The sequence below is a fragment of the Actinoplanes sp. NBRC 101535 genome, from assembly GCF_030269225.1.
Classification (GTDB): domain Bacteria; phylum Actinomycetota; class Actinomycetes; order Mycobacteriales; family Micromonosporaceae; genus Actinoplanes; species Actinoplanes rectilineatus.
This window is the reverse complement of the sequence record NZ_BSSY01000001.1, coordinates 373,559-385,520: the sequence shown is the minus strand read 5'-3', so window position 1 is coordinate 385,520 and position 11,962 is coordinate 373,559. Positions and strand designations below refer to the sequence as shown.

At 71.7% G+C, this 11,962-nt stretch carries 12 protein-coding genes; 6 read left to right on the top strand and 6 right to left on the bottom strand.

Annotation, left to right across the window (positions count from 1 at the left end; all coding sequences use genetic code 11):
* Positions 1 to 85 precede the first annotated feature (85 nt).
* Both QSK32_RS01670 and QSK32_RS01665 read left to right on the top strand, forming a co-directional pair.
* Complete coding sequence (locus tag QSK32_RS01670) at positions 86 to 550, top strand: hypothetical protein (protein ID WP_285471023.1); 465 nt, start codon at positions 86 to 88, stop codon at positions 548 to 550.
* Positions 547 to 723: a hypothetical protein gene (locus QSK32_RS01665; RefSeq protein ID WP_285471022.1), complete on the top strand. Its 177-nt coding sequence runs from the start codon at positions 547 to 549 to the stop codon at positions 721 to 723. Before QSK32_RS01670 ends, QSK32_RS01665 begins: the two co-directional genes overlap by 4 nt.
* 185 nt (positions 724 to 908) lie before the next feature.
* Here QSK32_RS01665 and QSK32_RS01660 read toward each other — a convergent pair whose 3' ends face one another.
* From QSK32_RS01660 to QSK32_RS01635, 6 genes are all read right to left on the bottom strand, one after another.
* Positions 909 to 1,487 (bottom strand): hypothetical protein, encoded by a 579-nt coding sequence (locus tag QSK32_RS01660; protein ID WP_045746780.1) that lies wholly within the window; start codon positions 1,485 to 1,487, stop codon positions 909 to 911.
* Positions 1,484 to 2,812 carry a hypothetical protein gene (locus QSK32_RS01655; RefSeq protein ID WP_045746779.1) on the bottom strand — a complete coding sequence of 443 codons (1,329 nt, stop codon included), beginning with the start codon at positions 2,810 to 2,812 and terminating at the stop codon, positions 1,484 to 1,486. The genes QSK32_RS01660 and QSK32_RS01655 overlap by 4 nt, the downstream gene beginning before the upstream one ends.
* Entirely contained in the window at positions 2,809 to 3,609 is an 801-nt protein-coding gene (locus QSK32_RS01650) for an ABC transporter ATP-binding protein (RefSeq protein WP_045746778.1), read from the bottom strand. The genes QSK32_RS01655 and QSK32_RS01650 overlap by 4 nt, the downstream gene beginning before the upstream one ends.
* Before the next feature lie 39 nt (positions 3,610 to 3,648).
* Entirely contained in the window at positions 3,649 to 4,446 is a 798-nt protein-coding gene (locus tag QSK32_RS01645) for a hypothetical protein (protein ID WP_285471021.1), read from the bottom strand.
* Positions 4,443 to 4,994 (bottom strand): RNA polymerase sigma factor, encoded by a 552-nt coding sequence (locus QSK32_RS01640; RefSeq protein ID WP_285471020.1) that lies wholly within the window; start codon positions 4,992 to 4,994, stop codon positions 4,443 to 4,445. Before QSK32_RS01640 ends, QSK32_RS01645 begins: the two co-directional genes overlap by 4 nt.
* A gap of 124 nt (positions 4,995 to 5,118) precedes the next feature.
* Positions 5,119 to 7,410, bottom strand: a complete 2,292-nt coding sequence (locus QSK32_RS01635) for a beta-galactosidase (protein WP_285471019.1) — start codon at positions 7,408 to 7,410, stop codon at positions 5,119 to 5,121.
* Between the two features lie 209 nt (positions 7,411 to 7,619).
* Between QSK32_RS01635 and QSK32_RS01630 the strand changes: the two genes are divergently transcribed.
* From QSK32_RS01630 to QSK32_RS01615, 4 genes are all read left to right on the top strand, one after another.
* The gene (locus tag QSK32_RS01630) at positions 7,620 to 8,927 is read left to right on the top strand and encodes an ABC transporter substrate-binding protein (RefSeq protein ID WP_045746774.1); all 1,308 of its coding nucleotides are present in this window, start codon (positions 7,620 to 7,622) and stop codon (positions 8,925 to 8,927) included.
* Positions 8,928 to 8,994: 67 nt separating this feature from the next.
* Positions 8,995 to 9,978: a carbohydrate ABC transporter permease gene (locus tag QSK32_RS01625; protein ID WP_045746773.1), complete on the top strand. Its 984-nt coding sequence runs from the start codon at positions 8,995 to 8,997 to the stop codon at positions 9,976 to 9,978.
* 3 nt (positions 9,979 to 9,981) lie between these two features.
* Entirely contained in the window at positions 9,982 to 10,845 is an 864-nt protein-coding gene (locus QSK32_RS01620; protein WP_045746772.1) for a carbohydrate ABC transporter permease, read from the top strand.
* 27 nt (positions 10,846 to 10,872) lie between these two features.
* Positions 10,873 to 11,910, top strand: a complete 1,038-nt coding sequence (locus tag QSK32_RS01615) for a LacI family DNA-binding transcriptional regulator (protein ID WP_245674249.1) — start codon at positions 10,873 to 10,875, stop codon at positions 11,908 to 11,910.
* Positions 11,911 to 11,962 lie beyond the last annotated feature (52 nt).

The following is an 11,962-nucleotide window of genomic DNA, read 5'->3' as shown; positions in this document are numbered from 1 at the left end:
CCTTCCGTGACGCTCCCGTGTCCGACGGATGACGGACACGCTCCAGGACCCTCTCTATCTGAACTAGTTCAGATAGACTTGGTGCATGTCCGTGCAGAGCTTTTCCTACAGCTCGTTCCTCCGAGGGCCTTCGCAGGTCCTGCCGTCGCTCACCGACGCCGACGTCATCCTCGAGCGACGCGACGAGGAGAACCTCATCCTCACCCGGGCGGAGCGATTCGAGGCCACGGCCACCGGCCTCCGCTTCGCGGCGCGATCGCTGTCCATCCTCGCCCGCCGCCACCGCGACCTGGCCGAGGAAGCATTCGCCGAGGAACTGCCCTGGCTGACCTGGCTCCCGGCCGAGGATCGCGTCACGTGCGTCCGCGAGCTGCTCGCGGACCTGATGGCCGGAGCCGACACGGGACTCCTCGTCCCCTTCGCCCGCAACCTCGCCTCGTGGCGGTCCACCGCCGAGGCGTGGTCCGACCCGCAGCTCGCCCGCGACCTGCAGGGCCCGTTCGACGGCGACGGTCCCGTCATCGACCGGCCCGGCGGAGACCTCGCATGAGCGGACGCGGCGCGGAGATCCCCCGCCCCCGGCCGTGGACCGTGCGGGCAGCGGACCGCCAGGCACACCAGGGCTGGCAGCGACTGCTGGCCGCGGTGCCGGACAACCTCGACCGGGCCTGGACCGCCTTGACCGGCGACCCCGCCACGTCGACCAGCGCCAGCACCCCCTGAAAGGACAGCTCGGCGTTGTCAAGGTCGGCGGGGCAACCCTCGAGCAGTGGCAATACGAGGTGACCGGCGCCGGCCGCATCTGGTATGCCATCGACGACGACACCCGCACGCTATGGATCACACGAGCCGGCGCGGGACACCCGAAACAGACCGACACCCGCGGCCGATGACGCCCGCCGGGTGGTTCAGGTGGTGCGGGTGGCGGGGCCGGCGATGGCGTAGGCGACCAGGCCGGTCAGGGCGAGCGCGAGAGCGGTGAGGGCGGCCGGACGGCTGCCGGCCTGCTGGGACTGCCAGGTGAGGATCTCGCCCACGGTGTCGTTCTCCTGGCGGAACAGGATCGCGGCCAGGGTCCAGCCCAGCGGCGCGAACCAGGACTTGGCCACGCCGATCGTGGCGGCGCCGAGGGCGGTCAGGCCGAGCAGCCCGGCGGCGTCGCGCAGCACCACCGCGGTCGGTGCGAAGGCGGCGCCGGTCAGCCGGGTCGCCGCCAGGATGCCGGTGATCAGGGCGAGGGCGGCGAGCAGGTGGGCTGCCCGGCGGGGCGGCCAGCGCAGGGCGGCGGTGCGGTCCAGGTCGCCGTCCGGGCCGGCCAGGGTCACCGTCAGCAGGGCGACCATCAGCAGGACGGTCAGCACGACCAGGAACAGGTCGGCGGTCGTCTCCCGGGAGAGGGTCAGCCAGAGGGTCCACATGACCGCGGCCAGGCCGGCCGCCGCCGCGCAGGCCGCCGGCACCTGCCGCGACCGGAGGTAGAGGATCATGACAGCAGGCCGTCGGTGTCCTGGCAGGCCAGCGAGGCGGTGCGGACCGCGCCCACCTTGGCGAGGGCGTCGGCCTCGGGCAGGGCGCGCAGGCCCTTCCAGAGTTTCACGGCCTCCTCGTTGGCCTCCGGGCTCTCGTAGGTCGTGTGGGGGACGTACTTCTCGGCCGACAGCGGCTCCTGCCCGAGCAGGTAGAACGCGGCCGCCCGGGCCACCGCCGTGCCCTGGCTCCCGCCGCAGGCCACCGTGCTGACGCCGGCGCCGTCCAGCATCATCGGCAGCAGCGACCCCGGGTACGCCAGACCGCCCCGCTTGTCGATCTCGATCTGGACCGTCAGCGTGTCGGCACGGGGCCGCGGGGTCTCCAGTTCGGTGTAGATGTGGGTGTCCTCGGCGACGGTGGCCGGCGCCTGCGGCAGGCGGGACAGCAGTTCCACGGCTTTGCGGGCGTGCGGGACCAGGTCGTCGAGCACTCCGGCGTGTACCCGGCTGACGCACACCTTCGGCGCGTCGTCGGTGCAGACCAGCGCCTGGGCGGCCGGGTCGATCGGCCCGTCGAGGATGTCCTCGTCGGTGGGGACGACGGCGAGGGCCAGCCCGGTGCCGAGGATCAGCGGGATCAGGGCGACCAGGGCGAGCCGTCCCCGGATCAGGAACAGGATCCCGCCGGTGACCGCGAGGGCGAGCATGGCGACCGCCTGGGCGGCGCTGACCCGCAGGTCGACGACCTGGAAGTCGTACATCTGGAAGATCCCGGAGAGCGGGGTGAGGGCGGCCCCGATCCAGGCCAGCTCGCCGGTGAAGCGGAAGAGTCCGAACAGCACGTACGCGGCGGCGGCCACCGCCAGGGCGGGCGCGGTCGCCAGGTACGGCAGCAGCCGGCCCACGCCGAGGCCGAGGGCGACCGCGGCGACCAGGGCGAGGACGCCGACCAGGGTGGCCACCACGGCCTCGGCCGGCAGGTACGACGACGACCCGGCGATCCACGGCGCGGCGACGGCGATGGTGAGCACGTACGCCGTCACGGCGGCGACGCTCATCGCGATCAGGACCGGGAGCATCCGGCGGGCGTACGGGCGGGGCACCGTGGTGAACAGTTCGCCGACGCCGGCCCGGTGTTCGCGGCGGCCCTGCCAGGCTCCGGCGGCCAGGGCGAGCGGCCAGATCAGCATCAGGTTGTCGCGGATGGCGAGGGACAGCCCGTTCCAGCCCTCGGACCAGCCCTGGGTGGCGGAGTAGAGCATGACGGCGGCGATGGTCAGCAGGATCGCGAGGGTTCCGAGGGCCGCCGAGCGGCGCAGTTCGATGCCCAGGATGCGGCTCATCGGGCCACCGCCGTGCGGTGCTTGCGCAGGATCGCGGAGTAGCCCCGTTCGGCCGGGCTGTCGCCCGGGTCGCGGTCGTCGCCTTCGGCGATCAGCGAGTCCGGGGTGCCCCGGTGCAGCAGGCGACCTTCGTTGACCAGCACCACCTCGGTGCAGGCGGCCACCACGTCCTCGACCAGGTGGGTGGAGACGAGTACGCAGCTGTCGGTGCCGAGGTCGCGCAGCAGCTCGCGGAATTCGAGGCGCTGTTCCGGGTCGAGGCCGACGGTCGGTTCGTCGAGCAGCAGCAGCCGGGGGTCGTTGACGACGGCCTGGGCGATGCCGGCGCGGCGCAGCATGCCGCCGGAGAGGGTCTTGAGGCGGGCGTCGGCCTTGGCGGTCAGCCCGACCCGGTCGATGGCGCGCTGGACCGCGGCGGCGAGGCCGGCTTTCGGCATCTCCTTGAGCCAGGCCATGTATTCGACGAACTCGCGCACGGTGAAGCGTGGGTAGAAGCCGAACTGCTGGGGCAGGTAGCCCAGGTTGCGGCGGACCTCGCGCAGGTCGCCGTGGCCGCCGGCGTCCTGGCCGAGCAGGGTGAGACGCCCGCCGGACGGCTTGATCACGGTCGCCAGGGACCGCATCAGGGTGGTCTTGCCGGCGCCGTTGGGTCCGAGCAGCCCGTGCACGCCGGTGCCGAGGGTCAGGTCGAGGCCGTCGACGGCGAGGTGCCGTCCGGCGCGGACCCGCAGGTCCTCGGCGTGCACGGCCCACGGGTTCGTGGTCGCAGTGGTCTCGCTCGTGCTCACCGCACGCATGATCAACTCCTGGGTTCCAGGGAAGAGGGGAAGGAAGGGTCAGAGGCTGGGGAGACGCCGGAAGGCGTCGGAGCGGGCCGCCACCAGGGCGGCCAGGGTGACGGTGACGAGGGCCCAGACGCCGGCGCTGTCCGGGCGCAGCAGCACCGGCGTCTCGGCGAGGGCCAGGCTGGGCGCGATCACCGCGGCGGTCCAGGCCGCCATCAGGCCGACGGCGGCGCGCTGCATGCCGACGGCGCTGCCCAGCACGAGGGTGGCCGCGGTGAACGCGAGGCAGGGCAGCAGCATCAGCGCCAGCGACGTGCCGGTGCCCGCGCCGGCCAGCACGAGCGCCGGGATGATCACGACCAGCACGGCCGCGGACCGCCGCAGCAGCATGGTCAGACCGGAGGCCGGAGTGGCGGCGACCAGTTCCCAGGCCGGGTCGCTGCGCCGGTTCCAGGCCGCGGCCACACCGGGCAGCGGGGCCAGCGGCGCGACCAGCAGCACCACCGACGGCCAGCTCGACTGGACGTGGGTGAGCAGCGCCGCGCAGCCGACGGCCCCGAGCGACATCAGCATCCAGGGGGCCAGGGGCCCGATGAAGGCCCGCCGCCAGGCCGCCGAGAGCCGGAACGGCCGGGTGGGTGCCGGTCCGGCGGCGATCTCCCGGTCCAGCTCGACGGCGACAGCGGAGATGAGGGTACGACTGGCGTCGGTGCTGCTTCCGGCGAGGCGGGCGCGGCAGTCCGCGCAGTCCTCCAGGTGCACTTCGAGACTCCAGACGGTGGCCTCGTCGAGCGTGGCGTCCCCACCGGCGTAGCGGTCGATCACGGTGAGGCTGGGGTGGGTGGTCATGACAGCGCCTCCCGCAGGGCGATCCGGGCACGGCGTACCCGCGTTTTGACGGTGTTCTCGGGAATCCCCAGCAGGACGGAGGCCTCGCGGACCGAGAATCCGTCGAGGACCGTGGCCCGCAGCACCTGGCGGACCTCGGGGGTGAGTGTCATCAGGGCCTGTTCCAGGTCCTGGCCGATCCGGGCGGCCATCACCTCGTCCTCGGCGGCCGGTGCGGCGGTCTCGAGCAGGGCGGCCTGCGGCACCCGGGCCTGCCGGGCACGGCGACGGAAGGCGTCGACCAGGCGGTGCGCGGCGATCGTCCAGAGCCAGCCGACCGCACTGCCCTGGACCTCCTTGCCGGCGAACCCGGCCGCGGCACGCCAGACGGCGAGGTAGGTCTCCTGCAGGACGTCGGCGACCATGTCGGGGTCGGCGCACCGGCGGCGCAGGCGGATCTCGAGCCATGGCGCGGTCCGCCGGTACAGCTCGTCGAACGCCCGCCGGTCGCCGCGGGCGATGCGGCGCACGAGTTCCCCCTCGTCGGCCGCGTCCAGGCTTCGTCTCACGTCCGGTAAGACGCCGCCCCCGGGAGAGGCAGGTTCACCATCAGGTGTGATCGGCGCCACACTCGTAGACGATAAAGCGCCGGGTGGCTCTCGAGGAGAGCCACCCGGCGCCTGTTCGCGATGGTCAGAGCGTGGCGGTCGCTCTGGCCACCACCTCGATACGGTCGATGGCCAGCAGCTGCGTGTCGGTGGCGGCGAGCCGGTCGGCCGCCTCGCCGGGGAGCGAGACGGTCGACCCGGAGGCCAGCGGCAGCAGGTGCAGGGTGAGATCCGCCCCGGCGCGGTACCCGATGTCGGTCAGGTTGACCGTCCAGCGGCTGCCGTCCCAGTAGCGGTCGGTGACGATCCGGCCGTCGACGCGCAGCTCACCGATGTCGCCGGCCCAGTAGATGTGCAGCAGCGTGTCGGCGGCCGGGTCGGCGGCCCGGTCCGGCAGGCCGAGGCGGTACACGGCGGCCAGTTCCTCGAACACGTCCGGGGTGGGCGCGGACTGGCGGCCGTCGTACTTGCCGTAGGCGACCGGGACCGTGCCGGCGGCGGACCGGATCTGCTCCGCGGATGCGAGCACCACGGCCGGCGGCGGGGTCGGGCCGGCCGGCTCGCCGAACGCTCGGCGGGACGGGTCGTAGACGCGTACCCCCGAGGTCTTGACGGCCTTGACCGTCACCGTGCCGGAAGCGTCCCACTGCAGTTCGTCCTCGCTGAGGAGCAGGCGGCGACCGCCGTCCTCGGCCACCCAGACCGATCCGGCGGTCTCGGCCGGCAGGACGAGCACGTCGAGGCCGCCCAGTCCGAGGGGTTCCAGGCCCGGCGTCACCGCGTGCACCTCGACCGTGCCGTCCGCGGCGCGGACCGCCAGTTCCGGCGCGATGCCCGCTTCGGCGAGCAGCACCAGGGTCGGGGTCCCGCCGGGCAGCAGGGTGAGTGCGGACGCGGTGGCCCAGGCGATGGTGACGTCACCGGCGGTCAGGCCGACCGGCCAGCGCGCCAGGGTGCCCGGCGGCACGTCGACCGGCCGGGACGGGAAGGTGATCTCACTGTCGTCGAGGGTGACGGTGAAGCGCGCCCCCCGGTAGGCGGCCAGCGGGAAGTGCGGCTGGTGCCAGGCGACGAAGACGAAACCGCTGGTCCCGTCGCTGCGCAGGGCCCAGCGCAGGGTGCGGTCGTCCTCGATGCCGCTGGGGCGCACGTCCGGCAGGCTGGACGGCATGGTGGCCAGACGGTCGCCGAACGCCGCCAGGAACGCGTGCTGGCGGCGCAGCTCGGCGTGGCTGGGCGCGAGCGTGCCGGCCTCGCCGATCGGCGAGTGGAAGTCGTAGCCGCGTGGCGTGATGTCGTTGGGGTAGCCGGTGGCGTGCGATTCGTGCATGCCGTCGGCGCTCTCCGGGTTGGTGCCGCCGGTGTACATGTAGTAGCCCTGCCAGGCCGACCCGTTGCCGATCTTGCAGTGCGCGATGGTGGCGACGTCGAGGGCGCTGGGGTGCGGCCGCCGGTGGTACGCCGTCGCCATGCCACCGGCCAGTTCGCAGGTGGCCGCCGGGAACTCCTCGGACGGGGTGCGCGGACCGCCGGACGCCGCCTCGATCGCCTGAGCCCGCCGCACGTCGGCGCCGATGCCTGCATCATCCCAGATGTGGGAGAAGAAGTAGTGGTCGCGGAATGTCGGATCCCACGGGGCGTCGGCGTCCACCCAGAAACCGTCGCCGTAGCCGCCGTAGAGGGGCAGCACCTCGCCGTCGGGCAGGTCCGCGCCACCCCAGGCGGTCGCGGTCCAGATCGGGGCGGACATCCCGGCCTCCCGGGCCAGGCGCTTGAGCGTGACCAGGTGCTGCGGCTGGTCGTAGAGCTCGTTCTCCAGCTGGATGCCGAGGACCGGGCCGTCCGCCGAGGCACGGCCCGCGAGCTGCGCGCCGATCTGCGCGAACCACTCGGCGACCAGCTCCAGGTAGCCGGGGTCGTCGGTGCGGTGCCGGACCGGGGCCTGCTGCACCCAGTCGGGGAACCCGCCGTTGCGGCTCTCGCCGTGGCACCAGGGGCCGATCCGCAGCACCACGTCCAGGCCGGTCTCGACGGCCAGGTCGACGAAGGCGGCCACGTCGAGGTTGCCCTCGAAGCTCACCTGGTCGCGGGTGGGCGCGTGGTGCAGCCAGAACAGGTAGCTGGCCACCACGGTCACGCCGCCGGCCTTCATCTGGCGCAGACGCTCCGCCCACCGGGCGCGCGGCACCCGGCTGTAGTGCATCTCGCCGGAGACCGGGATGACCGGGACGCCGTCACGGCTGAGGTAGCGGCTGTTCAGCGCGATGCCCGGGCGGACGTCCTCGTCGTTGGCCATCCGCGGTCGGCGGGGCGGTGTCGACCAGGCGTGGTGGCGCGCGGAGAGCGGCTCGGGCCACGAGGCGGAATCAGTGGGCACGAGAACCCCTCCTTGCAACTTGACTGTAACCGGTCACAGGCCGGTGAGCCCGAACGATACACAGGCGTAACGGGTTAAGCGCAAGGGCTTGACACAAGCCCGTAACAGCAGCACTGTAACCGGTCACAGGCACCGTCCGAAGCAAGCGCTCCCCGGATGGCACCCGTCCACGGCTTCCCGTTCCCGGCCAAGCCGATCAAGGAGGATCGATGAATAAGAAATTCGTACCGTTCGCGGCTGCACTGACCGCGGCGGCTCTGCTTTCCGTCACCGCCTGCAGCAGCTCGGACGACTCCGACAGCGGGTCCAGCGACGAACCGGTGTCGCTGACCTACTGGTCCTGGACTCCGAACATGGACAAGGTCGTCGACGCCTGGAACGCGAAGAACCCGAACATCCAGATCGTGGTCAACAAGCAGGACGGCGGTGACCCCGCGGTCACCAAGCTGCTGACCGCGATCCAGGCCGGTTCCGGCGCGCCGGACATCATGCAGGCCGAGTACCAGAAGGTGCCGACCCTGGTCTCCGCGGACGCGATCGCCGACATCTCCGCGGAGGTCGGCGACCTCAAGGCGAAGTTCCCGGACGGCGTCTGGAACGGTGTCACCCTGGGCTCCGACGCGGTCTACGGCGTCCCGCAGGACTCCGCCCCGCTGATGTTCTTCTACCGCTCCGACGTCTTCGAGAAGAACGGCCTCGAGGCGCCGAAGACCTGGGACGACTACGCGGCGGCCGCCGAGAAGATCCACAAGGCGGACCCGAAGCAGTACATCGGCACCTTCTCGGCCACCGACGCGGGCCTCTTCACCGGCCTCGCGCAGCAGGCCGGCGCCTCCTGGTGGGGCGTGAACGGCGACGCGTGGAGCGTCAACATCAACGAGCCCGCCACCCAGAAGGTCGCCGCGTACTGGGGTGGCCTGGTGGAGAAGGGCGTCGTCGACAACAAGCCGATGTACACGCCGGACTGGAACGCCGCGCTCAACGACGGCACGCAGGTCGGCTGGGTCAGCGCCGTCTGGGCGCCGGGCGTGCTCGAGGGCAGCGCCGCGGACACCAAGGGCAAGTGGAAGGTCGCGGCCATGCCGCAGTGGGACGCCGCGGCTCCGGCCACCGGCAACTGGGGTGGCTCGGCCACCAGCGTGACCACCCAGAGCAAGCACCCGAAGCAGGCCGCCGAGTTCGTCTCCTGGCTCAACACCGACCCCGAGGCGCTCAAGCTGCTGGCGAACACCGCCAACGTCTACCCGGCCTCGACCGACGCCACCGCGCTGCTCACCGAGCCGCCGGCGTTCCTGTCGGAGCAGGCCGACTACTACGCCATCGCCGCCGAGGCCGCGAAGGCCGCCAAGCCGTTCACCTACGGCCCGAACGTGAACGTCGCCTACAGCTCGTTCAACGACGCCTTCGCCAAGGCCGCCGAGGCGAAGAAGGCCTCCGCCTTCACCGAGGCGCTGACCACCATGCAGCAGACCACCGTCGACGACCTGAAGAAGGCCGGCTTCAACGTCGCCGGTTAGTGCCACTCCGGGCGGGGCGTGGCCCCCGCGTCCCGCCCGGAGCCCCGTACGAAAGGAAGGTCCGGCGATGTCGCTGACCACCCCCGCTCCGACTACCACCGCCGCCGCACCGGCGAAGCCCGCGCCGGCGCCGCGGGCCCGGTCGGCGAACAAACGGTCCGGCGTCCCGTACGCCTTCCTCGCCCCCGCACTGGTCCTGTTCGCCGCCTTCCTGGCCGCGCCGATCGTGTACGCCGGCTGGCTGAGCCTGCGCAAGGTGAAGGTCAGCGGCCTGGGCCTGGGCGCCAAGTCCCGCACCGAGATCTGGGCCGGACTGGACAACTACACCCGCTCGCTGACCGACCCCGAGTTCCTGCCCAGCGTCACGCGCGTCGGGGCGTACGGCCTGATCGTGGTCCCGACCATGCTGGGCCTGGCGCTGCTGATGGCCCTGCTGCTGGACGCCGACCGGACCCGCGAGTCGATCGGCAAGTTCGCCCGGATCTCGATCTTCCTGCCGTACGCGGTCCCCGCCGTGGTCGCCTCCCTGCTCTGGGGCTTCCTCTACCTGCCGCGGGTCAGCCCGATCACCGATCTCTTCGAGGCGGTCGGCCTCACCGCTCCGAACATGCTCTCCTCGTCCGGAACCATGTGGGCGGTCGCGAACATCGCGATCTGGGGCGGCACCGGCTTCAACATGATCGTCATCTACACCGCGCTGCGGTCCGTGCCGACCAGCCTGTACGAGTCCGCCCGCATCGACGGCGCTTCGGAGATGATGATCGCCTGGAAGATCAAGATCCCGATCGTGATGCCGTCGCTGGTGATGACGTTCGTCTTCTCGCTGATCGCGACGCTGCAGGTGTTCGCCGAGCCGATGACGCTGCGGCCGCTGGCCAACACCATCTCCACCACGTGGACCCCGCTGATGAAGGTCTACCGGGACGCCTTCACCCGCAACGACATCTACTCGGCGGCCGCCACCTCGGTGATCATCGCGCTCGCCACGTTCATCCTGTCCTTCGGCTTCCTCAAGGTCGTCGGACGCCGGGCCTTCAACCAGGAGGACTGATCCATGACCACGGTCTCCCTGCCCACCAGGAAACCCGGCCGGAACCGCAGCGCCGTCGCGACGACCCTGCTGCTGCTCGGTGCCGCGTACTGCCTGCTGCCCGTGCTGTGGGTGCTGATCGCGTCGAGCAAGAGCGCCGGTGAGCTGTTCTCCACGTTCACCCTGGCGCCCAGCACGCACCTGTTCGACAACATCGCCGAGCTGAGCGGTTACCGCGACGGGCTGTACTGGCGCTGGATGGCGAACACCGCCCTCTACGCCGGCGTCGGCGCGGCCGCCTCCACGCTGATCTCCGCGATGGCCGGGTACGCCCTGGCGAAGTTCGACTTCCCCGGCAAGGGCACGATCTTCAACATCATCCTGGCCGGTGTCCTGGTGCCCGGCGTCATCCTGGCGATCCCGCAGTACCTCCTGCTCGCCAAGCTCGGGATGACCAACACGTACTGGGCGGTGCTGCTGCCCAGCTTCATCAGCCCGTACGGCATCTATCTCGCCCGGATCTTCGCGGCCGCCGCGGTGCCCACCGAGATCCTGGAGGCGTCGCGGATCGACGGCGCCGGCGACTGGCGCACGTTCGCCAAGGTGGTCCTGCCGATGATGCGGACCGGCCTGGTGACGGTGTTCCTGTTCCAGTTCGTCGCGATCTGGAACAACTTCATGCTGCCGTACATCATGCTCGGGGACGACAAGCTGTACCCGATCACGGTGGGCCTCAACGGCCTGCTCAACCAGGGTGCCAGCCAGCCGGCCATGTACACCTCGGTGATCACCGGCGCGCTCATCTCGATCGTCCCGCTGATCGCGCTGTTCCTGACGTTGCAGCGGTACTGGCAGGTCGACCTGGCCGCCGGTGGCGTGAAGGCCTGAGAGGCGGCGCCCGATATGATCCCGACCGTGCCGACCACCCCGGGTCCGGGGCGTAAGCGCCCCACCATCCGCGACGTCGCTCGCGAGGCCGGGGTCTCCTACGCCACCGTCTCCCGGGTGCTCAACGGCCGCGACTGGGTGAGTCCCGAGGCGGTCCGGTCGGTGCGTGACGCCATCTCCCGGACCGGCTACACGGCCAACCAGCACGCCCGGTCCCTGGCGACCGGCCGGTCCGGCTCGATCGCGTTCCTGCTCACCGAGCCGCAGCACCTGCTCTTCGAGGACCCGAACTTCTCGGTGCTGCTGCGTGGGGTGGCGCAGGCCCTCTCCGAGCGGCAGCTGACGCTGATACTGATGATCGCGTCGACGCCCGAGGAACGCAGCCGGACGGTGGCGTTCCTCTCCGGCGGCCACGTCGACGGGGTGCTGCTGGTCTCGCCGCACTCCGGCGACCCGCTTCTCCAGCAACTGGTCCAGGCCGGGGTGCCGATCGTGGCCTGCGGCCGGGTGCTGGGCTTCGAGGACACCATCAGCTCGGTGTCGGCCGACGACCGTGCCGGGGCGCGCAGCGCGGTGGAGCACCTGATCGCCCAGGGTGCCCGCCGGATCGCCACCATCACCGGGCCGATGGACACGTCCGGCGGGGTGGATCGCCTGGCCGGGTACACCGACGCCCTGATGGCGCACGGCATCCCGGTCGACCCGGACATGATCGTGCACGGTGACTGGCGGCGGCAGACCGGCGCCGACGGGATCCGCACCCTGCTCGACCGGGTCCCGGACCTGGACGCGGTGTTCGGCGCCTCGGACGCCATCGCCGCGGCCACTCTGCCGGTGTTGCGCGAGCACGGCCGGGACGTGCCGGGTGACGTGCGGGTCGTCGGGTTCGACGACTCGGGCCTGGCGCTGACCACCGAGCCGCCGATGACCACCGTGCGGCAGCCGCTGGAACGCATCAGCGAGGAGATGGTCCGGCTCCTCACCGATGTGATCGCCGGGCGGACCCCGCTCTCCATCACCGTCCCCACCAGCCTGGTGACCCGCGAGTCTTCGCCCGCTAGCTAGCTCGCCGGTCACCACCACGGGTGCCGGCCCCGGTCTTCCTCCTCTTTGGCCC

Coding starts and splice junctions, on each gene's coding strand:
- QSK32_RS01620 (WP_045746772.1), top strand. CDS start 9,982: ATGACCACGGTCTCCCTGCCCACCAGGAAACCCGGCCGGAACCGCAGC.
- QSK32_RS01650 (WP_045746778.1), bottom strand. CDS start 3,609: ATGCGTGCGGTGAGCACGAGCGAGACCACTGCGACCACGAACCCGTGG.
- QSK32_RS01670 (WP_285471023.1), top strand. CDS start 86: ATGTCCGTGCAGAGCTTTTCCTACAGCTCGTTCCTCCGAGGGCCTTCG.
- QSK32_RS01625 (WP_045746773.1), top strand. CDS start 8,995: ATGTCGCTGACCACCCCCGCTCCGACTACCACCGCCGCCGCACCGGCG.
- QSK32_RS01630 (WP_045746774.1), top strand. CDS start 7,620: ATGAATAAGAAATTCGTACCGTTCGCGGCTGCACTGACCGCGGCGGCT.
- QSK32_RS01665 (WP_285471022.1), top strand. CDS start 547: ATGAGCGGACGCGGCGCGGAGATCCCCCGCCCCCGGCCGTGGACCGTG.
- QSK32_RS01645 (WP_285471021.1), bottom strand. CDS start 4,446: ATGACCACCCACCCCAGCCTCACCGTGATCGACCGCTACGCCGGTGGG.
- QSK32_RS01660 (WP_045746780.1), bottom strand. CDS start 1,487: ATGATCCTCTACCTCCGGTCGCGGCAGGTGCCGGCGGCCTGCGCGGCG.
- QSK32_RS01655 (WP_045746779.1), bottom strand. CDS start 2,812: ATGAGCCGCATCCTGGGCATCGAACTGCGCCGCTCGGCGGCCCTCGGA.